The organism is Rhodanobacter sp. Soil772, assembly GCF_001428385.1.
Taxonomy (GTDB): domain Bacteria; phylum Pseudomonadota; class Gammaproteobacteria; order Xanthomonadales; family Rhodanobacteraceae; genus Rhodanobacter.
On sequence record NZ_LMSK01000003.1, the window covers coordinates 474260 to 496260 of the forward strand.

Sequence of the window (22001 nt, forward strand, 5' to 3'; positions counted from 1 at the left end):
ATGGAGTATTGGCGATGGACCAGGCTTCCGGATTGAAGCAGATGCTGTCGGCCATGAGCGGCCGGCCCGCGGCGGACGTGCCGTCCGCCCACCAGGCCAGCAGCCTGCTGGCCGCCGTGCCCGCCGCCCGCCGGCATTGCCGCACTATCGCCGTGGCCGGCGGCAAGGGTGGCGTCGGCAAGAGCACGGTAGCGGTGAACCTGGGCATGTCGTTGTCGGTCGCCGGGCATGACGTGGTGCTGCTGGACGCCGACATGGGCCTGGCCAACGTCGACGTGATGCTCGGCCTCACGCCGTCGCGCCACGTCGGTCACCTGCTCGACGGCGAATGCACGCTGGAAGAACTGATGCTGCCCGCGCCGCGCGGCTTGCGGGTGGTGCCGGCCGGTTCCGGCGCGCGCCGGCTGGCGCAGCTGGACAACGGCGAGCACGCGGCGATCATCCGCGCGTTCGACGAACTGCTGCAGCCGCCCGAATACCTGCTGGTGGATACCGCCGCCGGGCTCTCGGACAACGTGACGATGTTCGCCGCCGCCGCCGCCGAGGTGATCGTGGTGGTGTGCGACGAACCGGCGTCGCTGACCGACGCCTACGGCCTGACCAAGGTGCTCAGCCGCGATTTCGGCGTGCGGCGCATCCGCATGGTCGCCAACATGGTGCGCAACGAGGGCGACGCGCGGGCGCTGCATCAGAAGCTGGCGCGGGTCAGCGACCGCTTCCTCGACGTGGTGATCGAATTCGGCGGCTGGGTGCCGCACGACGAGCGCCTGCGTCAGGCCATTCGCCGGCAGTGCGCGGTCGTCGACCTGTGGCCGTCCAGTCATTCCGCGCTGGCATTCAAGCAATTGGCGGGTGCGGTCGATAAGTGGGTGGAACCCGACCGCGCGGGTCTCGACCGGATTGCTTTTTTTGGTGGCCGGGCAACACCGGTGGGTGGGGTGCCGAGATGAGCGTGGCTTCGGAATATCTGCAACTTTCCCGCGAGAGTGCCGACGAACTGGTGCGTCGGCACGCGCCGCTGGTCCGGCGGATCGCCTATCACCTGATGGGGCGGTTGCCGGCCAGCGTCGACGTGGGCGACCTGATCCAGGCAGGAATGATCGGTTTGCTGGAGGCGGCACGTCACTTTGCCCTCGATCGCGGGGCCAGCTTCGAAACGTATGCGGGCATTCGCATTCGTGGCGCCATGCTGGACGAGTTGCGCCGCACCGACTGGACCCCGCGTTCGGTGCATCGCAAGACCCGCGAAGTGGCCGAGGTGATCCGCCAGATCGAGACCGAGACCGGTGCCGAGGCCGACGACGCCGAAGTCATGCGGCGGCTGGGCATCAGCGCGGAGGAGTACCACCAGGTGCTCGCCGACGCGGCCTGCGTGCGCCTGCTCAGCCTCACCGCCTCGGATGATGGCGAGGAAAGCACGGTGCTCGACGTGGTCGACGAAAGCAGCCTGGGGCCATCGGAGAACATCGAGCGCGACGGCATGCGCGAAGCGCTGGCCGAAGCGATCAGCGGCCTGCCCGAGCGCGAGCAGATGGTGATGTCGCTGTACTACGAACAGGAATTGAACCTCAAGGAAATCGGCGCCGTGCTCGGCGTAAGCGAGTCGCGCGTCTGCCAGATCCATGGGCAGGCGGTGCTTCGGCTTCGCGCACGACTTACCGGCTGGCGCAGTTGATCGAGTAACCCATTGAATCCCCGCGGCCGGACCTCGGCCTGTACCGCACGTGGAGAAAGCGTTTGGACAAGAACATGAAAATCCTGGTGGTGGACGATTTTTCCACCATGCGGCGGATCGTCCGCAACCTGCTGGTCGAGCTGGGTTTCAGCAATCCGCTGATCCAGGAAGCCGACGATGGCGAGAACGCGCTGGTGCTGCTGCGCAGCCAGCCGTTCGACCTGGTGGTGACCGACTGGAACATGCCCAACATGACCGGCATCGACCTGCTGCGCGCGATCCGCGCGGAGGAGTCGCTGAAAGGCCTGCCGGTGCTGATGGTCACCGCCGAGAACAATCGCGACCAGATCATCGCCGCCGCGCAGGCCGGCGTGAACGGCTACATCGTCAAGCCGTTCACCGCGGTCACGCTCAAGGAAAAGCTCACCAAGATCTTCGAACGGATCGCCGCCAGCGGAGTCAGCGCATGAATCTCTCTTCCCCCCTCGCGATCGACGATACGCTGCCGACCGAACTGCGCGACCTGCTGAACAGTCCCGACGGCCCGGCGTTCGAGCAGGCGCTGGATGTGATGGTGCGCCAGCGCGAGCAGCGCCTGTTCCGCGCGCTCGGCCAGCTGGCCCGCGACCTGCACGACGCGGTGCGCCGGCTCGGCGGCGAACTGACCCAGGAAGGCGTGCCCGGCATCGTGGCCGACGCGCGCCAGCACCTGCAGGACGCACTGGAGATGAGCGCGCAGGCCGCGCATCGCAGTCTCGACTTTGCCGAGCGCATGCGGCCGCAGGCCGAATCGCTGACGCGCAATGCCGGCCAGGTGCTCGAGTGGACGAACGGCAACGATGCCGCCGCCGTGCTGGCGCGCGAGGCCGTGGCGTTCGCCGGCAGCTGCCGCGACGGCCTCGCCGACATGGTGCTGGCGCAGTCGTGGCAGGACCTGACCGGACAGCGCATCAAGAAGGTCGCCAGCTTCATCGGCACGGTCGAATCGTCGCTGCTGGAGCTGGTGCGCCTGACCGGCGCACTGGCCGGCAGCGAGGCGCCGGCCAGTGCGGTCAAGGTGTCCAGCCAGGAAGACGCCGACCGCCTGCTCAGCGAATTCGGGTTTTGACGAGCCGCCGGTCATGAATGCGGAATTCGACAGCGAGCTGCGCCAGGATTTCCTGGTCGAGGCGGGCGAACTGCTGCAGCGCCTGGGCGAGCAGCTGGTCGGGCTGGAAGCAGCACCGGGTGACGGCGAACTGCTGAATGCCGTGTTCCGCGCCTTCCACACCGTCAAGGGCGGCGCCGGGTTCCTGGCGCTCGAGCCGATGGTGTTGCTGTGCCACCACGCCGAGGACCTGCTCAACGAAGCCCGCAACGGCAAGGTGGTGCTCGGCGCCATTCATATGGACGCGTTGCTCGAGGCGCTCGACCTGCTCAACGACATGATGGCGGCGGTGAGCGCCGAGGCGCCGCTGAGCATGCCGCCGCCGGCGCTGCTGGAATCGCTGTTGCCGGGAACCCGGCCGGCTCCGGTGGTCGCTTCGATCGCCACCCCGGCTCCGTCGGCGCTACCTGTGGCGGACGGCGGCGCGATCGACGACAGCGAGTTCGATGCCTTGCTGGACAGCATGTACGGCAGCGCCGCTCCGGGCACCGTCACGCCGGCGCCGTTGCCGGCTGTGCCAGTTGCTGCCGCGACGATCGACGACGACGAGTTCGAGGCGTTGCTGGACGCCTTGCACGGCAAGACCGGCCAGCCGGTTGCGCCAGCGGCCGTCGCCGAAACGGCTGCGCCGAAGCCCGCCGCGGCACCCATGGCGGCGCATCATGCGGCGCCGGCAGAGAACACCGTGCGGGTCGATACCGCGCGCCTGGACGTGCTGGTCAACCATGCCGGCGAGCTGGTGCTGGTGCGCAACCGGCTGCTCAGCCTGGCCGCGCGCAACGGCAGCGAGGCCCTGGTCGCCGCGGCCAACGAACTGGACCGGGTCACCGACGAATTGCAGACCGCCGTGATGGGCATGCGCATGCAGCCGGTGGGTCGGCTGTTCCAGCGCTTCCCGCGGATCGTGCGCGACCTGGCGCGCCAGCTCGGCAAGGAAGTGGAACTGGTGCTGGAAGGCGAGGGCACCGACCTCGACCGCAGCCTGGTCGAGGCGCTGGCCGATCCGCTGATCCACCTGCTGCGCAACGCGCTCGATCACGGCGTGGAGATGCCCCACGAGCGCGAGCTTGCCGGCAAGCCGCGCAAGGGCCAGGTGTGCCTGTCGGCCAGCCAGCGCGGCGAACGCATCGTGATCGCGGTGCACGACGACGGGCGTGGCATGGATCCGGACATCCTGCGCCGCAAGGCGGTGGAGAAGGGCGTGATCGACGCCGTGCAGGCCGCGCGGCTGAGCGAAGGCGAATGCTACGAATTGATCTTCCGCCCCGGCTTCAGCACTGCCGCGGCAGTCTCCGACATCTCCGGCCGCGGCGTCGGCATGGACGTGGTGAAGACGCGCGTGGCCGAACTCGGCGGCACCTTGCGGGTGCACTCACGCCTGGGCCATGGCAGCGAGCTGGAACTGACCGTGCCGCTGACCCTGGCGGTGCTGCGCGTGCTGATGGTGCGCGTGGACACGCGCCTGCTCGCGCTGCCGATGTGCAACGTGGAGGAGGTGTTCGAGCTCGACGACGATCAGGATTGCCTGCTGGACGGCCGCCTGGTCGCCCGGCATCGCGGCCGCGCCCTGCCGCTGGTCAACCTGGTCGGCTGGGCCGGGGCGCTGGCGGCCGCCGGCCGGCATGTGGCGGTGCTGCACATCGGCCATCAGCGGCTGGGCTGCCTGGTGCATGAAGTGCTCGGTCGCGAGGACGTCATCGTCAAGCCGCTCGGTCCCCTGTTCGACGGCGTGCCGGGCATTGCCGGGGCCACCGTCACCGGCGATGGCCGGCTGGCGCTGGTGATGGACCTGGCCGGCCTGGCCAGCGACGCCGGACAACTTTCCACTTCACTGCAACTGACCGGCTGACCGCCATGGATCTGGTAAGCATCATCGGCACCATTCTGGCCTTCGTGGTCATCATCGTCGGCACCATCCTGAAGGGCTCCACCGTGGGTGCGCTGTGGAATCCGGCGGCGTTCGTGATCGTCTTTGCCGGCACGGCCGCCGCCTTGCTGGTGCAGAACCAGGGCAAGGTGCTCAAGCATGCATTCAAGATGCTCTCGATGGTGTACCGGCCGCCGCAGCACCAGCCGAGCGACCTGATCAGCCGGATCGTCGGCTGGAGCGAGATCTCGCGCCGGCAGGGCCTGCTCGGGCTGGAGCCGCAGATCGAGGCGGAGATCGACCCGTTCGTCAGCAAGGGGCTGCAACTGCTGGTCGACGGCGGCGAGCCGGAGGCGATCCGCAGCGTGCTGGAGGTGGACCTGGAAACCCGCGAGTCGATCGATCTGGCGGGCGCCAAGGTATTCGAGATGGCCGGCATCTACTCGCCCACGCTGGGCATCATCGGCGCGGTGATGGGGTTGATGGCGGTGATGCAGAACCTGGCCGATCCGAGCAAGCTCGGCCACGGCATCGCCGCGGCCTTCGTGGCCACCATCTACGGCGTGGCGCTGGCCAACCTGTTCATGCTGCCGATGTCGGCGCGACTGAAGGGCCTGATCAGCAAGCAGACGCAGATGCGCGAGATCCTGATCGAAGGCCTGGTGTCGATCGCCCAGGGCGACAACCCGCGGCAGATCGAGGCGCGCCTGCAAGGTTACGTGGCATGAGAAGGCACAAGCACGAGGAGCACGTCAATCACGAGGCCTGGGCGATTCCCTATGCCGACCTGATGACCTTGCTGCTCGCGTTTTTCGTGGTGATGTATGCGGTGTCGGTCGTCAACGAGGGCAAGTTCCGGGTGATGTCCGAATCGCTGATCGAGGCGTTCAACGGTTCCAGCCACGCGATCGCGCCGCTGCCGCCGACCCGGATCCGGCCGCACAATATCTCTCCGGCGATCGCCGCGCCGGCCGGCCAGTCGGGTTCGTCGATCGTGCCGATCGCGGTGCCGATTCCGCCGCACCCGGTGCCGGCGAGCGGCGGCAGCGGACGCGAGGCGGGCCACCAGTCGAAGCAGCAGGAAAACCTGGGACGCATCGAGGATCAGGTGCGCAAGGCGCTGCAGCCGCTGATCGACCGCAAGCTGGTGGTGGTGCGGCACAATCCGGACTGGCTGGAGATCGAGATCCGCACCGACATCCTGTTTCCCAGCGGCGTGGCACAGCTGTCGGATTCGGCCAATGCGGTGCTGCGCGATCTGGGGGCGATTCTGGCCCGGTTCGCCAATCCGGTGCGGGTGGAGGGCTTTACCGACGATGTGCCGATCAGCAACGTGCTGTACCCGTCGAACTGGGAACTGTCGGCGGCGCGGGCGGCCAGCGTGGCGCGCCTGTTTTCCACCAGCGGGATCGCGCCCGCGCGGCTCGGCATCATCGGCTGGGGCGAAATGCGCCCGATCGCCGACAACGCCACCGTGGAAGGCCGCAACCAGAATCGGCGCGTGCTGGTGGTGGTGATGAGCGATCGCCCGGCCGCCGAACGCGACCACACCACGCCCGAGCACGTCGATGAGATAACCGGGTTGGCGGCTGCGCCGGCACCGGCCGTCGAGATGATGCCCACCGTGCGCGTCAGCAGTGGCGGCAACGGCACGCCGGGCCAGGCGACGGACGGCATCGGGAGTCCTGCGTTGCCGGACGTCGCCGCCGGCCACGTCGGCGGAACGGCTCGCCGGATCAACTCGAGCAAGTGAAACCGATGACTGCATCCTCTGACCATGGAGTAGAAGCATGAGTGCCGCCGCCCCTGTGTCCGAAGCACGCGCTCAGCACTGGCTGTCGTTCCGTATCGGGGTGCAGCTGTACGCGGCGCCGCTGGACGACGTCAGCGAAGTCATCCGCGACGGCGACCTGACGCCGGTACCGGGCGCCGCCCCCGACCTGCTAGGCGTGCGGCATCTGCGCGGGCGCATCGTGCCGGTCATGGACGGCCGCCGCCGGCTGGGCCTGCCGGCGCTGCCGGCGGCGAATCCGGCCACGGTGCGCGTGGTGATGCTGTCGCACGCGGGCCAGCGGGTCGGCCTGCTGGTGGACGCGGTCGGCGAGCTGCTGTGCAGCGACGGCATCGACATCGCGCCGCCGCCGCCCGGGCGGGCCTGCCGCGACGACGACCCGGTCAGCGGTGTGCTGGCCTGGCAAGGTGGTTTCGTGGCCTTGCTCGATGTCCGCCAGCTGTGCCGGGTGGGCGAGGGGAGCGGCCATGTGGCTTGAGGCCGGCGTGGGTATCTTGCTGTTGCTGGCGCTGGCGCAGTCGGCGCTGTTGTTCCACGGCTGGCGTCAGCTGCACGAGTTGCAGCGGCGGGTCGCCGACCTGTCGCACGACGCGGCCCATGCCCGCACCGACGTGCCGACCTCGATGCTGGTGACGGCGCTGGGACGGCTGGAACGCCAGGTGGGCCGGATCGAGCAGCAACCGCCGCCGGTGCGGCAGTCTTACGAACTGGCCCAGCAGCTGGCGCGCGAAGGCGCCGACGTGGAGCAACTGGTCAGCCGCTGCGGCTTGTCGCGCGACGAGGCGAGGCTGGTCTTGCGGATGCATCCGGCCAGTTCCTGAAAGCGATGCCGCGGGTGCGCGGCACGAGCCGGGCGGGTCATTCTTCCGCCGCGTCGTAGACGGCGGCCAATACCGAGGCGGCCGCCGCGTAGAGCAGTACCGGCACGTCGTCGCGCAGCCGCAGCGATGCCAGCAAGGCGGCGATCTGGGGATCGTGATGCAGCGGCAAGCCCAGTGCCTGCGCGCGCGCCAGCAGAGCTTCCAGCGATTCGGGCGGCATCGCCCTGGTCTCCGCGTGGTTGCCGCTGGCCAGCCGCAGGCTGACCCGACGCGGGACCGGCGGCGTGTTCATGCGGTGGCCTGCAGCAGCACGGAGCTGTGCCGGCCCAGCGGCTGCGGCAAGCCGACCTGACAGCTCAATTGGTCGAGCAAGACGCCGCAGGCAGCCAGCCGCTGGCGCAGCGGGCCGAACTGGCGTTCCATCCGCTGCGCGGTCTCCGCCTGTTCGGCCCACAGGCGCACCGCCAACCGCGGCTCGCGCAATTGCAGTTCGCCCTGCAGCGGGCCCAGTGCAGGCAGGTCCAGTGCGAAGCCGAGCGTCCAGCCGTGGGTGCCGTCGGCGAGGTCGGCGGCGAATTCCAGCTGGATCTGCAATACATCGCGCCCGTCCTCTCCTTGCAGCGGGATCTCGATCATCCAGGCCGGCAACGGGCTGGCGCTGGCCTCCAACTGGGCCACCTCCACTCGCGCCAACGCCGCTTTCACGTCGCCATGCAGGCGATCCAGCAATGGGTCCACGCCATCGTCGGCGGGCGCCAGCGGCAGCGGCAGGCGCGGCTGTGCCTGCACGCCGCGTTGCAACAGCGGAGGCGCGACATCGCTGCGGTTCGGCGCCGGCGGTGCCGGTGCACGCCGGTCGAGCAGTCCGGCCAGGCGCAGCAGGGCGCCCTTCCAGTCATCCTCGGCCAGCGTCGCCAGGTTGCCGTGCGGGCTGGCCAATTTGGACTCGAAGAACAGGCCGCTGCGGCTGATGGCCTCACGCAGACCTTCGCCGCGAGTGATTTCCGCGGGAGTGCGCAGGGATTGTTCGAGCAAGGCCAGCGCCGTGCGCAGTTCCGGCGGCAACTGGCGCAATACCGGCCGCTGGGCCAGTGCGCCCAGCGTGGCCAGCAAGGGTGCGTAGCCGTTCTGCTGGGGCAGGCGTTCGCGCAGCACGCGCTGGAAGGTCGGGTCGGCAGGAGACGACAGCACCTCCAGTTGCGGCTGCGCGCCCAGGCTCAATACGCGGACCTGGAACTGCGCCGGCAACTGGCTGCCGGGCACGTCCGCTTCCACGGTGAGCGCGCCGACCTGCAGCACCAGCAGGCCTTGCGGGTTCACGCCCAGGGGGCGCGCCGACAGCACGGTGCCGATGCGCCAGCTTTGCGCAGTGGTGCCGGAGGCGGCACCGGCCCAGGTAAGGGCGGCCAGGCTGGTCGGTTGGATGATCAAGTCGGTTCCTGCACGCGGGCGCCGTGTGTGCGAATGGGTTCGTCCTGAAGGACATCGGCCGTGCGCGGGCGAACTTGAGCCGTGGCCGACGCCGGACGCACGGCACCGGCGACGGCAGATTGCATCACGACGCCCTAAAGCGATCGCGCCCGTGGCCGATAAGTCCTCGTCAGCGCAGTGGCGCGAGTGGAGTGGCGGCATGGCCGGCAAACGGGCGGCGAAGCAGAAAGATGACGGACGGGAACCGGCGGCGGATGACGCGGCCGTGGTGGTGCTTCCGCCGGATTGCCGCCTCGCCGCCCAGGCCGCGTTGAAGGCGGAGCTGCTGGGCGTGCTGGAAAAAGGCGCCATCGTGGTGCTGGACGGCAGCCAGGTGGAGCGCGCCGACACCGCGGCGCTGCAGTTGCTGGTGTTGTTCCGGCGCGAACTCCAGGCATGCGGCGGCACGCTGGACTGGCGTGGCGCGAGTGAGACTCTCAACGAGGCGGCCGGCCTGCTCGGCTTGGCACAGATACTGGAACTGCCGGCCGCAGGGCTGGCCTGAACGAGGTGGCAGCATGGCAAAGATTCTTGCAGTAGACGATTCGGTTTCGATGCGCGGCATGGTGGCGTTCACCCTGCGCGGCGCCGGGCACGAGGTAGCCGAGGCGGAAAACGGACAGCTGGCGCTGGATATCGCGCGCGGCAGTTCGTTCGACCTGGTGCTGGCCGACGTCAACATGCCGGTGATGGACGGCATCGCGATGGTGCGCGAGCTGCGCGCAATGGATGCCTACAAGGGCGTGCCGATCCTGATGCTGACCACCGAATCGCACACCGAGAAGAAGATGGAAGGCAAGGCGGCCGGCGCCACCGGCTGGCTGGTCAAGCCGTTCGATCCGGAACAGCTGCTGGCCACCGTCAAGCGCGTGCTGGGTTAAGGAACACCATGAGTGCGGTCGACCTGACTCAGTTCCACAAGACCTTCTTCGAGGAAAGCCGGGAAGGGCTCGATGCGATGGAGGCGGCGCTGCTGGCGCTGGATTCGGGCTCGACCGACCACGAGCTGGTGCACACGATTTTCCGTGCGGCACATTCCATCAAGGGCGGCGCGGCGACCTTCGGGTTTTCGGACGTTGCCGCGTTCACCCACGTGGCCGAATCGCTGCTGGAGGAAGTGCGCAGCGAGCGTCGCGCGGTGGAGGCGGAGCTGATCGACCTGATGCTGCGTTCGGTCGACTGCCTGCGCGCCATGCTGGCGCGATCCAGCAGCGGCCAGCCAGTGGCCGATGCCGACAGCGAGGCGCTGCGCGGCGAGCTGATGCGTTTGGCCAGCGGCGAGGCGGCGGTGGCGACCGTGGTCGCGCCGAAGGCCGCCCCGGCGAACGGCTGGGATATCCGTTTCGTCGCGCTGCCGCACTTGCTGCAGACCGGCAACGATCCGCTGCGGCTGTTCCGCGAACTGCAGCAGTTGGGTCGGCTGGAGGTGCGGCGTGCCTTCGTCGTCGACCGCGCGCCGGCACGGCTGGCCGACCTCGACCCCAGCCAGTGCCACCTGGGCTGGGAGTTGCGCCTGCACGGTGCGGTGGCGCGCGGCGACGTCGATGCCGTGTTCGACTGGCTCGACGGCGACTGCGAGCTGGCCGTCGAGGCGATGGCCGAAGAAACCCCGGCGGCTGCCGCGGAGCCGGCACCGGCCGGCGTGCCTGCGGCAACGCCGGCGCCTGCCGCCGACCCGCGCCCGGCCCGCGAAACCGCTGTGGCCTCCAGCGAGGGCGGCTCGATCCGCGTGGGCATCGACAAGGTCGACGCGCTGATCAACATGATGGGCGAACTGGTGATCACCCAGTCGATGCTCAGCGACATCGGCGAGAATTTCCAGCTGTCGCAGCTGGAACGCCTGCGCGAAGGACTGCTGCAGCTCGAGCGCACCACGCGCGAGCTGCAGGAAAGCGTGATGCGCATCCGCATGCTGCCGATCGGCTCGGTGTTCAACCGGTTCCCGCGGTTGGTCCGCGACCTGGAGCGCAAGCTCGGCAAGCAGGTCAAGCTGGAGCTGCACGGCGAACATACCGAGCTGGACAAGACGGTGCTGGAGAAGATCGGCGATCCGCTGGTGCACCTGGTGCGCAACGCGATCGATCACGGCCTGGAGATGCCGGCCCAGCGCAAGGCGGCCGGCAAGGCGGAGACCGGCACGCTCAAGCTCAATGCGTACCACGAAGGCGGCAACATCGTGGTGCAGATCAGCGACGACGGCGCCGGGCTCAACCATGCCGCGATCGTGGCCAAGGCGCAGCAGCGTGGCCTGATCGCCGCGGGGCAGGAGCTCAGCGACGCCGAGGTGGCGGAGCTGATTTTCCAGCCGGGTTTCTCCACTGCCGCGCAGGCCACCGACCTTTCCGGCCGCGGCGTCGGCATGGACGTCGTGCGGCGCAACGTGCGCGACCTCGGCGGCAGCGTCGGCGTGCGCAGCGAGAGCGGCAAGGGCAGCGTGTTCACCATCGCCTTGCCGTTGACCCTGGCGATCATCGACGGGCTGGTGACCGCGGTGGGCCATGAGCGCTACATCGTGCCGCTGACTTCGATCGTCGAGTCGCTGCGGTTGCGCCCGGAGGCGGTGCGCAGGATCGCCGGCGGCGGTGAAGTGTTCCACTTCCGCGACGAATACCTGCCGATCATGCGGCTGCACCGCGCCTTCGGCTGCGCCGATGCGATCACCGATATCGAGCGCGGCATCGTGGTGGTGATCGAGGACGACAACCGGCGCGTAGGCCTGCTGGTCGACGAACTTCTGGGCCAGCAGCAGGCGGTCATCAAGTCGCTGGAAGCGCATTACCGGCGCGTGCAGGGCGTCTCCGGCGCCACGATCCTCAGCGACGGCTCGGTGGCCCTGATCGTCGATGTGGGCGGCGTGGTACGGCTGGGGCGGCGCAGCAAGGCCGCCTGAGAAAGAACCCTCATTCCCTCGATGCCGCGACGGCTGCAGCGGACGTGCCGCGGCGCCCGGCCGTTGTGCCACCGGCAACTCGTCCCGGATGCCATTGCGGCGCGCCGTCTGCCGGCCGGGGACGGCCCCGCGGCCGCTCAAGTTTCCGCCGGCAGCGCCGACAAAGTCATGGAAGCAGGACCTCTGCAGGCGTCCGTCACTAGGTAGCAGGCACATGTACGAAAACAACCAGGATGCGGTACCGACCTTGCAGCAACTCACCTTCAGCCTGGCTGACGAGGAGTACGGAGTCGACATCCTTGCCGTGCGCGAAATCCGTGGCTGGTCCCGGGTCACGCGCATTCCGCAGGCGCCGGCGTACCTGCTGGGCGTGTTGAACCTGCGCGGCGCAATCGTGCCGATCATGGATCTGCGCCTGCGCTTCGGACTGGAGCGGGAGAACTACGGCGACAACACGGTGGTGATCATCGTGGCCATCGCCGAGCGCCTGTTCGGCATCGTGGTGGACGCGGTATCCGACGTGGTCGACATCGACCCGGCGGCGATCAAGCCGGTGCCCGACATGGGCGCGGTGGTGGACACCCGCTATCTGAAAGGGCTTGCCACCCACGTCGAGCGCATGGTGATGCTGCTGGACGTGGAAAAACTGATGCGTCCTGAGGACGTGGAAACACTGGATGCGGCGCTGCCGGCTGTCCAGGAAGTTGAAGTCGCCGCCTGACCCGGGAAATCGAGATGAAGATGAAGAATTTGAAGGCCCACCTGGCCCGACTGACCACGCTGACCGTCAAGGCACGCCTGATCGGCGTGCTCGGCCTGTTGTGCACGATGCTGCTGGTGGGCGCCTGGATCGGACTCGGCGGCATGGCCCGCGCGAATGAAAGCGCCCGCCAGATCTACCAGGAAGAGCTGCTTCCATTGACCAGCATCAACGAGGTGGCGCGCGGGTCGCTGAACAGCTTCATCTCGCTGAGCGAGGCGGCTTTCCACAAGGACGACAAGGCCATCGTCCAGCAGAAGCTCGCCGAGGTCGCCAAGGGCCAGCTCGCGGATGCGGCGCTGCTGAAGAAACTGGGTGCGGGCAAGATGTCGCCGGCGGTCAAGAAGCAATGGAGCGCGTTCGAGAGCGCCCGCGGCGACGTGACTTCGTCGATGACCGAGATCACCGATGCGCTGAACCAGGCCGACGACGGCGTCAATGCACTGCTTTACTCCGACGTGCTGCCGAACGTGACGATCATGAGCGCGGAGATGAACAAGCTCATCGCCATGCAGGTCGACGAAAGCCGGCAGCAATACGAGTCGGCCGTGAACAGCTACCAGCGCATTCGCATCATGACGTTCGGCGCGCTCGGCGCCGGCATGCTGCTGGCCGTGTTGATGGCGTTCTTCATGATCCGTTCGATCGTCGGCACGCTCAACCGGGCGGTGCGCGTGGCGAACGCCATCTCGCAGGGGCAGCTGGGGCACAACATCGTCACCCATCGCAAGGACGAACTGGGCCGCCTGCTGGAGGCATTCCGGCTGATGGACGAGCGGCTCACCCTGACTGTCGGTGAAGTGCGCCGCGGTTCCGATGCGGTCAGCACGGCGGCGCAGCAGATTGCCCACGGCAACGACGACCTCAGCCAGCGTACGCAGGAACAGGCGTCGAGCCTGGAGGAAACCGCCTCGTCGATGGAGCAGATGACTTCCACCGTCAAGCAGAATGCGGAAAACGCCAGCCATGCGAACCAGCTCGCGCGGGGTGCCCGCGAACAGGCCGAGCGCGGCGGCGAGGTGGCCGGCAAGGCGATCGTCGCGATGAGCGAGATCAACGCATCCAGCGGCAAGATCGCCGACATCGTGGGGTTGATCCAGGAGATCGCCTTCCAGACCAACCTGCTGGCGCTGAACGCGGCCGTGGAAGCGGCGCGAGCCGGCGAGCAGGGCCGCGGTTTCGCGGTGGTGGCCACCGAGGTGCGCAGCCTGGCCCAGCGCAGTGCCGGCGCCGCGAAGGAAATCAAGGAGCTGATCAACGACAGCGCCGAGAAAGTGCGCTGCGGCTCGGAGCTGGTGAACCAGTCGGGCAAGGCGCTGGCGGAAATCGTCGAGAGTGTGAAGAAAGTCACCGATATCGTGGCCGAGATCGCCGCGGCGAGCCAGGAGCAATCCGCCGGCATCGACCAGGTCAACAACGCGGTGATGCAGATGGACGAGATGACCCAGCAGAACGCCGCGCTGGTCGAGGAAGCCGCAGCGGCAGCCCGCGCCATGCACGAACAGGCCGGCGAACTGACCGAGCAGGTGGGCTTTTTCCAGTTGAGCGAAAGCGGCGCGACGCCGGTTGCGCCGTCCGCGTCGGCGCGGGCGAAGACCGCGGCAGCCGAGGCCGAAGCGGTGTTCGCCGCCGTGCGCAGCACTGCGCCGGCGCCGACGCCGGCCCGCCCGTCGCGCGCGGCCGCCGGTGTCGCCAGCGAAGCGGGCGCGTGGAAGGAATTCTGAAGTGAACGCGGTGCCCGGCACGTTCGATCATGACGCCACCGCCCCGGGCGCCGGCGGCCCGCTGCTGGGCGACGCCGACTTCCAGTATCTGCGTGCGTTCGTTCTCGAGCACTGCGGCATCGCGCTGGGCGAGCACAAGCGGCAGCTGGTGCAGGGCCGTCTGTTCCGGCGGCTGCGTGCGCTGGGCCTGCCGAACTTCGGCAGTTACTGCGAGTTGTTGCGGCGCGATCCGCACGGCGAGCTGGGCGAACTGGCCAGCGCGATCAGCACCAATGTGACGGCGTTCTTTCGCGAGGCGCATCACTACGACCTGCTGGCCAATGAACTGTTGCCGCGCTGGCTGCACGAAAGGCGTCGCGACGGCGACCGCCTGCGGATATGGTCGGCGGGCTGCTCCACCGGCGAAGAGCCCTACGCGCTGGCGATGGTGCTGGCCGAGGCGCTCGAGCAGAGCGGCAGCCGGCTCGATGCGAAGATCCTGGCCACCGACCTGTCGCCGCAGGCGCTGGAAACCGCGCGCAAGGGCGTGTATCCGCTGGAGCGCATCGCCGGCATCAGTCCGGAGCGCTGCCGGCGCTGGATGCTGCGCGGTGAAGGCGCGTACGAAGGGCTGGCCTGCGTGCATCCGCGCCTGCGCGAGCTGGTTACCATCGAGCCGCTGAACCTGCTGCATCCGTGGCCGATGCGCGGACCGTTCGATGCGATCTTCTGCCGCAACGTGGTGATCTACTTCGACCAGCCGACCAAGCGGCGCCTGTTCCATCGCTACGCGGAGTTGCTGCCGACGGGCGGTTACCTGTTTCTTGGCCATTCCGAATCGCTGCACGGCGTCAACGACGAATTCGAACTGATCGGGCGCACCGTCTACCGGAAACTCGGTTGATGGCCGCAGTGACCGACAGGAGGCTGGGCGAGGCCGCTGCACTGCCGGGTTTCGAGCACCTGCATCGGTACTGGGATCCGGTGCAATCGCGGGTGACCGTGAAGGTGCTGCCGGGCGAATTCTATGTCAGCACCCGGGACGAGCTGGTCACCACCGTACTCGGTTCCTGCGTGTCGGCCTGCATCCACGACGTGCGCCGCGGCATCGGCGGGATGAACCATTTCATGCTGCCCGAGCCGCGCGGCGAGCGCGACAGCTGGACATCCACCGTCGGCCGCGCGGCGCGCTACGGCAGCGACGCGATGGAGCAGTTGATCAACGCCATCCTCATCGCCGGCGGCCAGCGCGCCGACATGCAGGTCAAGATATTCGGCGGTGGTCGCGTGCTGTCCCAGCTGACCGACATCGGCCAGCGCAACATCGATTTCGTGCAGCGCTATATCGCCACCGAAAAGCTGAACCTGTGCGCATCGGACCTCGGCGACGTGTATCCCCGGCAACTGCAGTTCTTCCCCAGCAGCGGCCGTGCGCGCGTGCGCATGCTGCGCCGCCATGACGACGTGGCGCTGGTGGCCGACGAACGCATTTACCTCAAGCGTTTGGCAAATGACCCGATAAAGGGTGAGGTCGAGCTTTTCTAGCGGCGGCTTCGGCTCCGCGGAAGTCCGACGAAGCCGCCGTCGATACGGCGCGGCTTGGGTTTTCTGGCAGGTGAGATGGATGGCAATGGAAAAAGTGCGTGTTCTGGTGATCGACGATTCGGCGTTGGTGCGCAAGCTGATGACGGCGATGCTTGCCTGCGATCCCGGGATCGAGGTGGTCGGCACCGCTGCCGACCCGCTGATCGCGCGCGAGAAGATCAAGCAGCTCAACCCGGACGTGCTGACGCTGGACGTCGAGATGCCACGCATGGACGGCCTGACGTTCCTGGAAAACCTGATGCGCCTGCGACCGATGCCGGTGGTGATGGTGTCGTCGCTGACCGTGCAGGGCGCCGAGGTGACGCTGCGCGCACTTGAGCTGGGTGCGGTGGATTTTCTGGCCAAGCCCAGCAGTGACCTGGCCAGCAGTTTCGGCGAGAAGGCGCAAGAGATCTGCGCCAAGGTGAAGCTCGCCGCGAAGGCCCGGCCGCGTGCGCGCACGGCGGTGCGCAAGCTGGAAGTGGCGCCGCGCCTTTCGGCCGATGCGGTATTGCCGCGCGCGCAGACGGCGGGCACGCGCGGCGGCAGCCCGGTCATCGTGATCGGTGCCTCGACCGGCGGTACCGAGGCGGTCCGCGTGGTGCTGGAAGCGATGCCCCCCGACGCGCCGCCGATCCTGGTGACCCAGCACATTCCCGCCGCGTTCAGCGGCCCGTTCGCGGAGCGGATGGACCGCTGTTCGGCGATGCGGGTATGCGAAGCCCAGGATGGCCAGCCGATCCAGACCGGGCACGCCTACATCGCCCCGGGCAGCCAGCACCTGCTGGTGATGTGGGATGGCGCCAAGTACGTGTGCCGTTTGCATGATGGCCCGCCGGTGAACCGGCACAAGCCCAGCGTGGATGTGCTGTTCCGTTCCATGGCGGCCAGTGCGGGGGCCGGCACCATTGCCGCCCTGCTGACCGGCATGGGCGACGACGGCGCGCGTGGCCTGCTCGAACTGCGCCAGGCCGGCGCCGCGACCCTGGTGCAGGACGAAGCCAGCTCGGTGGTATGGGGCATGCCCGGTGCCGCCTGGAAACTCGATGCGGCAGCCGAGATGCTGCCGCTGGATCACATTGCGGCGCGCCTGCTCACGCTGGCGCGCCAACCTCGCGACGGCGCTTCGCGTACCTGACCTACGGATATCGGCTCATGGCTGTCCTGTCTCAATTGGCCCGGCGTTTCGCCAAACGTCCACCCTACGGCTGGCTTGCCAGCACGCTGGCCCTGGTGCTGGCGCTGCTCTGGCATCCGGGGTGGTTGGCCCCTTTGCTGGTCGCCGCGGTCACCGCCGTGTGGATTGTCGAGAGCCGGCACCCGCGGGAGGCGCCGCCGCCGGCAGTCGCGGCCAGCAACAACGCACCCGTGCGCGAGGCACTGGAAGACGTCCGCGGCGCACTGGTGGACGAACTCGGTCACGCCACCCGCGAGCTGCACCAGGGACTCGACCTGTTGCGCGATGCGGTGTCCGAGCTGGGCGGCGGTTTTGACGGCCTGTCGCACAAGACGGGGCTGCAGCAGTCGTTGCTGAAACAAATCATCGACGTGCAGAACGGCGGCGTGTCGGTGCAGGACTTTGCCGCCCGCACCAGCGACTTGCTGCAGCATTTCGTGGGCATGGTCGTGGAGATGTCGCGCGAAAGCCTGCGTATCGTCTACCGCATCGACGGCATGGCGAAGGAGATGGATGCGGTATTCGGCTTGCTGAAGAACGTCAGCACGATCGCCGAGGAGACCAACCTGCTGGCGCTCAACGCCGCGATCGAGGCGGCCCGTGCGGGCGAGTCCGGCCGCGGCTTCGCCGTGGTGGCCGGCGAGATCCGCAGCCTGGCCAGCAATTCCAACCAGTTCAACGAACAGATCGGCAGCCACGTCGAGCGTGCCCGTGCGGCGATGGAGCAGCTGCGCGGCCTGGTCGGCGCCATGGCCTCGCAGGATCTCAACGTGGCGCTGTCGGCCAAGGGCGGCATCGACGCGATGATGGCCCACGTCACCGAGAGCGACGCACGCACCAGCGCGGTCGCCGACCAGGTGGTCGAGATCAATCGCGGCCTCGGCAGCGATGTTTCCACCACGATTCGATCCCTGCAGTTCGAGGACATCCTCAGCCAGTTGCTGCGGCAGACCCGCACCCGGCTGGTCGAGCTGCAGGAAGTCGTGGGCGAGTGCACGCGCGACATCGAGGAACTGGCCTGCGGCCCGGTCGATGCCGACACGCTGGCAGGACGCGCCCAACGGGTACGCAGCCGGCTGGCGATCCAGCGCGAAAAGGCGCGCCTGCGTTCACGCGGACCGGCCTTGCAGAGCTCGATGGACGCCGGCGAGATCGAATTGTTCTGAGGAGTACAGCATGATCGTCCATCACGACAGCGAGCACGATTGCCTGACCCTGCAACTGGGCCAGCGCTTCGATTTCAGTATCCATCGAGACTTCCACGAGGCCTGCCTGGACAGCGGCAAGGCGGCCCGCAGCTATGTCATCGATCTGGGTGAGGTGACCAGCATGGACAGCTCGGCGCTGGGCATGCTGCTGCTGCTGCGCGAGCATGCCGGCGCCGATCGCGCCGAGATCCGCATCGTCAACGCCGGCAACGAATTGCGCAGCACGCTGCGCGTGGCCGGCTTCGACAAGTTGTTCGTCCTGCATTGAAAGCATGGCGGGGCCGACGGTCAGTCTCTGCCCGAACCCCGCAAGCCAGACAGCAAAAGGCCCCTCGCGGGGCCTTTTGCTGTGGCAATTGCGGCCGCCGGGGTTACCAGGCGCGCACGGCAATCACGGAGACTGTGTAACTGGCCATGTCCGGCTGGTAGCGGAATCGCCGGCCAAGATCGAACTTTGCCGATGCGCCAGGGGCGATGTTGGTGGTGCCGGCCGGCCATCCCTGCTTGGCCTGGATCACCTTGCCGTCGGCGTCCTTGGCTTCGATGCTGATCTGCGCGGCGGCGGGTTCGGCACAGTTGTTGACCAACTCGCCGCTCAAGCTGAGTCGAGCTTCCGAACCGAAACGGCTGGCGGCGGGCTTGAAATCCTTGATGGCGAAATCGGTGGACGCGCAGGCGGCGTGGGCGGCCATCGGGAGGAAGAGCAGCGAGGCGGAGAGAAGCAGCGTTTTCATGGGCACGAATCCGTAGGTCCAGGGAAGCCAGATGGAGGACCGGCCGGGGAGCGACAGCGGTCCACACCCTCAGGTGTCGGCCGGGACTCCGGAATCTTTAGGCGCGCCATGAAGTCCCGTTCGCGCCGGGCGGCGCACGACGACGCACCGCCTGTCGCGCGGCGGTGGGTTCGAAACGGCTGGATGCGGGTACGCGCCGGGCGGAGTCTTGCTTCGGCCGGAGCATCCCGTTGTCGAGGTGGGCTACCGGTTGGTGTGCTCGATGAACCACAACCCGGCGAACAGTTTCGGATCGATCGAGTAGCCCTCGGCGGCGCGCGCGAACAGCCAGGCGCCTGCCTCGCGGCGCGGGACCTCGTGTACCACGATGTTCTCGGTTTCGTCGCCGCCGCCGGGACCGACCTTTTGCAGTTCCCACGCACGCACGAAGGTGATCATCTCGGTGCTCATGCCCGATGACGACGGGCCGCGATGGACGAACTCCACCCGCTGGCAGCGGTAGCCGGTTTCTTCCTCCAGCTCGCGCCGGGCGGCCAGCAGCGCGGTTTCGTCGGCCTGTCCGGCCAGGTCGCCAACCAGGCCGGCCGGCATCTCGATGGTGTTCTGCAGGATCGACACGCGGTACTGCTCGACGAACAGCACGTTGTCCGTGGGCGTCACCGCCAGGATGATCACCGCGCCGCTGGGATTGTTGCGTTCGGCGTACTCCCAGCGGCCGCGCTTGCGCAGGCTCAGCCAGCGGCCTTCATGCAGGGTTTCCACCGGAGCGCCGGCATCGGCGGGCATGTGCGTTGCGGAGTCGTTCATCGGTCGTCGCGTGCGGGGAAAATCCACCGACATGGTGACCGTTCCCGGCGGCAGCGACAACCGGTCGGTCGTGTCGGAATGCGCGGTCCTACAGCCACCGCGCGCGCTTGAGCCCGATGTAGATGCCGCTGACGACGCTGGCCATCACCACGATGATCGCGGGGTAGGCCCAGGAGCGACTGAGCTCTGGCATGTGTTCGAAGTTCATGCCGTACCAGCTGGTGAGCAGGGTCGGCGCGGCGAGCATGGCGGCCCAGCCGGCGAGCTTCTTCATCACCTCGTTCTGGCGCAGGCTGACCAGCGAGAGGTTCACGTTGATCGCGGCGGTGAGCATCTCGCGCATCGCGCCGATCGCCTCGTTGACGCGGAAGGCGTGGTCGTAGACGTCGCGGAAGTACGCGCGCAGCACCTCGGGGATCAGGTTCGGGTGCAGCCGGATCAGCTGGTTGATGATGTCCTGCAGCGGCGCCACCGCCAGGCGCAGTGTCATCAGGTCGCGCTGCATGTCGTACAGGCGGCGTATCGTGCTGCTCTTGAACGTTTCGCCGAAGATGTCGTGTTCGAGCTGCTGCACCTCCTCGCGGAAGTCGCGCACGATCGGCAACAAGTTGTCGACGATGAAGTCGAGTACGCCGTACAGCCCGTAGCTGGGGCCGTTCGCCAGCAGTTCCGGCGCGTGTTCGCACGTGCGCCGCGCCGGCGCGTAGGACTGCGAGGCGCCGTGGCGCACGGTGACCAGGTAGCGCGGGCCGAAGAAGATGTGCGTTTCGCCGAACGCCAGTTCGCCGCCGATCAGCTGCGCGGTCTGCACCACCAGGAACAGCGAGTCGCCGTAGGCTTCCAGCTTGGTGCGCTGGTGCGCGGCGTGCGCGTCCTCGATCGCCAGGTCGTGCAGGCCGAATTCGTTCTGGATCTTTTCCAGCAGCTCCTCGTCCGGCTCGTACAGGCCGACCCAGACGAAGGTGTCCGGCTCGGCCAGCACGTCGCTGATCGCGTCGATGGTGACGTCGCCGATCCGGCTGCCGTCCTTTCGGTAGGCGATGCAGTTGACCACCATGGGCTGGTCGCTGGTCGACAGTGCGCTCGACGGCGTGATGATCGGATTCATGCGTGCATCATGCCCCGCGCCAGTGGGCGGGGGCAATTGGATTACCGGCGATGGCGACGCAGGCTCCAAGCCAGCGCCAGCCAGCACGGCAGGGCGAACAGCAGCCACGGCTGGTTCTGCTGCACGGTGCCGGGCAGCAGGTGCAGCAGCACGGCGACCATGCAGGCAAGCAATTGCAGGGCGATCACGCCGTCGATGAAACGCGAGGCGGCGTAGCCGCGGCGCGCGCGCCACAGCGTCGGCAACAGCAGGAAGGCCAGCGGACTGAACAGCAGCAGGTTCGCGTTGGCCCACGCCGAGTGGTGGGTGGTCAGCGTCCACAGCGCCAGCAGCAACAGGCCGACCAGGCCGGCCGCGAGCAGGTACAGCGTGCCGAACGCGACGTAGCCGGCGGGCCACCGGCGGTGGGCGAGCACGATCAGTGCGGCCAGCAGCAGACCGGCCAGGGCCAGCGGCAGGCGCAGGTCGGGCGCGGCTGCCGGTGGTGCCTCCAGCCGGTTCGGCGAGACGAGTTGCTCGGCCTGCAGCAGCGGCCGCAGGCCGCCGTGGCCGTCGTCGACGCGCACCTCGCGCAGTTGCGCCTGCAATACCTCGGGCAGGAAGCTTTCCTGCCAGGCATCCAGCGGCTGGTCGGCATACGGCCCCAGGCCCAGGTCCATCAGCAGCATCAGCCAGGGCTGCGCACTCATCAGCCGATCGGTCTGCTGGCGGTAGGTCATGCCGCCGCGGCGTGCCTTCAACCGGGTTTCCAGCACGCCGCCGAGCGCCTTGTCCAGCGCGTCGCGCACGCGGGTGGTGCAGTTGTCGACGTAGTAGTCGTAGGCGTAGCCGGCGTTCTCCGGGCGCAGGTTCCACAGCAGGAAGTCGCGCAGCGCGGCGGCCTGGTCGGCGGTCAATGCCAGCTGCTGGCGGGTGATCGAGCGGCCGGCCTCGACGTAGAAACTCTCGTCGAGGCCGCTGGGCGCCGCGTCCATCAGGTAGTGCATGCGGCCGCGGGCGAAGTTCAGCAGGAAGTTCTGCTCGCTGAAATCGAACACGCCGTAGTTGAAGTTGATCGCCTCGCCCGAAGCCGTGTCGCGCAGCTCGATCGCGTCGTGGCCGAAACGCTCCCAGTAGGTTTCGCCGGGGCCGTAGGTGACCAGCGAGACTTCGAGATTGGCGCCGGGGGCGTTGGCGACGCTGGCGTGGACAGGCGGAAGCAGGGCCAGCATCAACAGCGCGAGCAGCAGGAGGTTGCGGCTGATCGGGTTCATGCGGC

At 68.1% G+C, this 22001-nt stretch carries 25 protein-coding genes; 19 read left to right on the top strand and 6 right to left on the bottom strand.

Going from position 1 to position 22001, the window contains the following annotated elements; all coding sequences use genetic code 11:
- The first annotated feature begins 14 nt into the window (after positions 1–14).
- From ASG75_RS13585 to ASG75_RS13625, 9 genes are all read left to right on the top strand, one after another.
- Positions 15–950 carry a P-loop NTPase gene (locus ASG75_RS13585; protein ID WP_082547617.1) on the top strand — a complete coding sequence of 312 codons (936 nt, stop codon included), beginning with the start codon at positions 15–17 and terminating at the stop codon, positions 948–950.
- The gene (locus ASG75_RS13590) at positions 947–1675 is read left to right on the top strand and encodes an RNA polymerase sigma factor FliA (RefSeq protein WP_056390467.1); all 729 of its coding nucleotides are present in this window, start codon (positions 947–949) and stop codon (positions 1673–1675) included. The genes ASG75_RS13585 and ASG75_RS13590 overlap by 4 nt, the downstream gene beginning before the upstream one ends.
- A gap of 62 nt (positions 1676–1737) precedes the next feature.
- Positions 1738–2145 carry a chemotaxis response regulator CheY gene (locus ASG75_RS13595; protein WP_056390470.1) on the top strand — a complete coding sequence of 136 codons (408 nt, stop codon included), beginning with the start codon at positions 1738–1740 and terminating at the stop codon, positions 2143–2145.
- Entirely contained in the window at positions 2142–2783 is a 642-nt protein-coding gene (locus ASG75_RS13600) for a protein phosphatase CheZ (protein WP_056390472.1), read from the top strand. Before ASG75_RS13595 ends, ASG75_RS13600 begins: the two co-directional genes overlap by 4 nt.
- A gap of 13 nt (positions 2784–2796) precedes the next feature.
- Positions 2797–4671, top strand: coding sequence for a chemotaxis protein CheA (locus ASG75_RS13605; RefSeq protein WP_056390474.1), 1875 nt, complete (start codon positions 2797–2799; stop codon positions 4669–4671).
- Between the two features lie 5 nt (positions 4672–4676).
- Positions 4677–5417 carry a flagellar motor protein gene (locus ASG75_RS13610; protein WP_056390477.1) on the top strand — a complete coding sequence of 247 codons (741 nt, stop codon included), beginning with the start codon at positions 4677–4679 and terminating at the stop codon, positions 5415–5417.
- Positions 5414–6442 (top strand): flagellar motor protein MotD, encoded by a 1029-nt coding sequence (motD, locus tag ASG75_RS13615; RefSeq protein WP_082547618.1) that lies wholly within the window; start codon positions 5414–5416, stop codon positions 6440–6442. The genes ASG75_RS13610 and motD overlap by 4 nt, the downstream gene beginning before the upstream one ends.
- Before the next feature lie 37 nt (positions 6443–6479).
- The gene (locus ASG75_RS13620; RefSeq protein WP_056390482.1) at positions 6480–6959 is read left to right on the top strand and encodes a chemotaxis protein CheW; all 480 of its coding nucleotides are present in this window, start codon (positions 6480–6482) and stop codon (positions 6957–6959) included.
- Positions 6949–7302 (top strand): DUF2802 domain-containing protein, encoded by a 354-nt coding sequence (locus tag ASG75_RS13625; protein WP_056390485.1) that lies wholly within the window; start codon positions 6949–6951, stop codon positions 7300–7302. Before ASG75_RS13620 ends, ASG75_RS13625 begins: the two co-directional genes overlap by 11 nt.
- 37 nt (positions 7303–7339) lie before the next feature.
- Here the strand turns inward: ASG75_RS13625 and ASG75_RS13630 are convergent, their stop codons facing one another.
- Together ASG75_RS13630 and ASG75_RS13635 are read right to left on the bottom strand one after the other, a co-directional pair.
- The gene (locus tag ASG75_RS13630; RefSeq protein ID WP_056390488.1) at positions 7340–7594 is read right to left on the bottom strand and encodes a hypothetical protein; all 255 of its coding nucleotides are present in this window, start codon (positions 7592–7594) and stop codon (positions 7340–7342) included.
- Entirely contained in the window at positions 7591–8733 is a 1143-nt protein-coding gene (locus ASG75_RS13635; RefSeq protein WP_056390489.1) for a flagellar hook-length control protein FliK, read from the bottom strand. The genes ASG75_RS13630 and ASG75_RS13635 overlap by 4 nt, the downstream gene beginning before the upstream one ends.
- Before the next feature lie 199 nt (positions 8734–8932).
- Between ASG75_RS13635 and ASG75_RS13640 the strand changes: the two genes are divergently transcribed.
- The 10 genes from ASG75_RS13640 to ASG75_RS13685 all read left to right on the top strand — a co-directional run bounded on the left by ASG75_RS13640 (position 8933) and on the right by ASG75_RS13685 (position 18362).
- Positions 8933–9277, top strand: coding sequence for an STAS domain-containing protein (locus ASG75_RS13640; protein ID WP_056390492.1), 345 nt, complete (start codon positions 8933–8935; stop codon positions 9275–9277).
- Positions 9278–9290: 13 nt separating this feature from the next.
- Positions 9291–9653 carry a response regulator gene (locus tag ASG75_RS13645; RefSeq protein WP_056390495.1) on the top strand — a complete coding sequence of 121 codons (363 nt, stop codon included), beginning with the start codon at positions 9291–9293 and terminating at the stop codon, positions 9651–9653.
- An 8-nt stretch (positions 9654–9661) separates the two neighbouring features.
- Positions 9662–11662, top strand: a complete 2001-nt coding sequence (locus ASG75_RS13650; protein WP_056390499.1) for a chemotaxis protein CheA — start codon at positions 9662–9664, stop codon at positions 11660–11662.
- Between the two features lie 214 nt (positions 11663–11876).
- Complete coding sequence (locus ASG75_RS13655) at positions 11877–12383, top strand: chemotaxis protein CheW (RefSeq protein ID WP_056390501.1); 507 nt, start codon at positions 11877–11879, stop codon at positions 12381–12383.
- Between the two features lie 14 nt (positions 12384–12397).
- Positions 12398–14146 (top strand): methyl-accepting chemotaxis protein, encoded by a 1749-nt coding sequence (locus ASG75_RS13660; RefSeq protein WP_056390506.1) that lies wholly within the window; start codon positions 12398–12400, stop codon positions 14144–14146.
- Between the two features lie 10 nt (positions 14147–14156).
- Positions 14157–15029: a protein-glutamate O-methyltransferase gene (locus ASG75_RS13665; protein ID WP_056390710.1), complete on the top strand. Its 873-nt coding sequence runs from the start codon at positions 14157–14159 to the stop codon at positions 15027–15029.
- Positions 15029–15670 carry a chemoreceptor glutamine deamidase CheD gene (gene cheD / locus ASG75_RS13670; protein ID WP_056390508.1) on the top strand — a complete coding sequence of 214 codons (642 nt, stop codon included), beginning with the start codon at positions 15029–15031 and terminating at the stop codon, positions 15668–15670. The genes ASG75_RS13665 and cheD overlap by 1 nt, the downstream gene beginning before the upstream one ends.
- A 79-nt stretch (positions 15671–15749) precedes the next feature.
- Positions 15750–16847, top strand: a complete 1098-nt coding sequence (locus ASG75_RS13675; protein ID WP_056390511.1) for a chemotaxis response regulator protein-glutamate methylesterase — start codon at positions 15750–15752, stop codon at positions 16845–16847.
- A gap of 17 nt (positions 16848–16864) precedes the next feature.
- On the top strand, positions 16865–18052 hold the full coding sequence (locus tag ASG75_RS13680; protein WP_056390514.1) for a methyl-accepting chemotaxis protein: 1188 nt from the start codon (positions 16865–16867) through the stop codon (positions 18050–18052).
- 10 nt (positions 18053–18062) lie between these two features.
- Entirely contained in the window at positions 18063–18362 is a 300-nt protein-coding gene (locus ASG75_RS13685) for an STAS domain-containing protein (protein ID WP_056390516.1), read from the top strand.
- Positions 18363–18465: 103 nt separating this feature from the next.
- On the opposite strand, the gene ASG75_RS13690 is transcribed toward ASG75_RS13685, so the two are convergent.
- The 4 genes from ASG75_RS13690 to ASG75_RS13705 all read right to left on the bottom strand — a co-directional run bounded on the left by ASG75_RS13690 (position 18466) and on the right by ASG75_RS13705 (position 21996).
- Complete coding sequence (locus ASG75_RS13690) at positions 18466–18828, bottom strand: hypothetical protein (protein ID WP_056390520.1); 363 nt, start codon at positions 18826–18828, stop codon at positions 18466–18468.
- A gap of 243 nt (positions 18829–19071) precedes the next feature.
- Positions 19072–19635, bottom strand: a complete 564-nt coding sequence (locus ASG75_RS13695; RefSeq protein ID WP_056390523.1) for an NUDIX hydrolase — start codon at positions 19633–19635, stop codon at positions 19072–19074.
- 88 nt (positions 19636–19723) lie between these two features.
- A complete protein-coding gene (gene corA / locus ASG75_RS13700) occupies positions 19724–20743 on the bottom strand; it encodes a magnesium/cobalt transporter CorA (protein WP_056390527.1) in 1020 nt (339 codons plus the stop codon).
- A gap of 41 nt (positions 20744–20784) precedes the next feature.
- A complete protein-coding gene (locus ASG75_RS13705) occupies positions 20785–21996 on the bottom strand; it encodes a DUF4105 domain-containing protein (RefSeq protein WP_056390529.1) in 1212 nt (403 codons plus the stop codon).
- Positions 21997–22001: the final 5 nt, after the last annotated feature.

Bases quoted from the DNA above. Each gene is read 5' to 3' on its own strand.
- ASG75_RS13585 (WP_082547617.1), top strand. From the start codon at position 15: ATGGACCAGGCTTCCGGATTGAAGCAGATGCTGTCGGCCATGAGCGGC.
- ASG75_RS13590 (WP_056390467.1), top strand. From the start codon at position 947: ATGAGCGTGGCTTCGGAATATCTGCAACTTTCCCGCGAGAGTGCCGAC.
- ASG75_RS13600 (WP_056390472.1), top strand. From the start codon at position 2,142: ATGAATCTCTCTTCCCCCCTCGCGATCGACGATACGCTGCCGACCGAA.
- ASG75_RS13605 (WP_056390474.1), top strand. From the start codon at position 2,797: ATGAATGCGGAATTCGACAGCGAGCTGCGCCAGGATTTCCTGGTCGAG.
- ASG75_RS13610 (WP_056390477.1), top strand. From the start codon at position 4,677: ATGGATCTGGTAAGCATCATCGGCACCATTCTGGCCTTCGTGGTCATC.
- motD (WP_082547618.1), top strand. From the start codon at position 5,414: ATGAGAAGGCACAAGCACGAGGAGCACGTCAATCACGAGGCCTGGGCG.
- ASG75_RS13620 (WP_056390482.1), top strand. From the start codon at position 6,480: ATGAGTGCCGCCGCCCCTGTGTCCGAAGCACGCGCTCAGCACTGGCTG.
- ASG75_RS13625 (WP_056390485.1), top strand. From the start codon at position 6,949: ATGTGGCTTGAGGCCGGCGTGGGTATCTTGCTGTTGCTGGCGCTGGCG.
- ASG75_RS13630 (WP_056390488.1), bottom strand. From the start codon at position 7,594: ATGAACACGCCGCCGGTCCCGCGTCGGGTCAGCCTGCGGCTGGCCAGC.
- ASG75_RS13640 (WP_056390492.1), top strand. From the start codon at position 8,933: ATGGCCGGCAAACGGGCGGCGAAGCAGAAAGATGACGGACGGGAACCG.
- ASG75_RS13645 (WP_056390495.1), top strand. From the start codon at position 9,291: ATGGCAAAGATTCTTGCAGTAGACGATTCGGTTTCGATGCGCGGCATG.
- ASG75_RS13650 (WP_056390499.1), top strand. From the start codon at position 9,662: ATGAGTGCGGTCGACCTGACTCAGTTCCACAAGACCTTCTTCGAGGAA.
- ASG75_RS13655 (WP_056390501.1), top strand. From the start codon at position 11,877: ATGTACGAAAACAACCAGGATGCGGTACCGACCTTGCAGCAACTCACC.
- ASG75_RS13660 (WP_056390506.1), top strand. From the start codon at position 12,398: ATGAAGATGAAGAATTTGAAGGCCCACCTGGCCCGACTGACCACGCTG.
- cheD (WP_056390508.1), top strand. From the start codon at position 15,029: ATGGCCGCAGTGACCGACAGGAGGCTGGGCGAGGCCGCTGCACTGCCG.
- ASG75_RS13675 (WP_056390511.1), top strand. From the start codon at position 15,750: ATGGCAATGGAAAAAGTGCGTGTTCTGGTGATCGACGATTCGGCGTTG.
- ASG75_RS13680 (WP_056390514.1), top strand. From the start codon at position 16,865: ATGGCTGTCCTGTCTCAATTGGCCCGGCGTTTCGCCAAACGTCCACCC.
- ASG75_RS13685 (WP_056390516.1), top strand. From the start codon at position 18,063: ATGATCGTCCATCACGACAGCGAGCACGATTGCCTGACCCTGCAACTG.
- ASG75_RS13690 (WP_056390520.1), bottom strand. From the start codon at position 18,828: ATGAAAACGCTGCTTCTCTCCGCCTCGCTGCTCTTCCTCCCGATGGCC.
- ASG75_RS13695 (WP_056390523.1), bottom strand. From the start codon at position 19,635: ATGAACGACTCCGCAACGCACATGCCCGCCGATGCCGGCGCTCCGGTG.
- corA (WP_056390527.1), bottom strand. From the start codon at position 20,743: ATGAATCCGATCATCACGCCGTCGAGCGCACTGTCGACCAGCGACCAG.
- ASG75_RS13705 (WP_056390529.1), bottom strand. From the start codon at position 21,996: ATGAACCCGATCAGCCGCAACCTCCTGCTGCTCGCGCTGTTGATGCTG.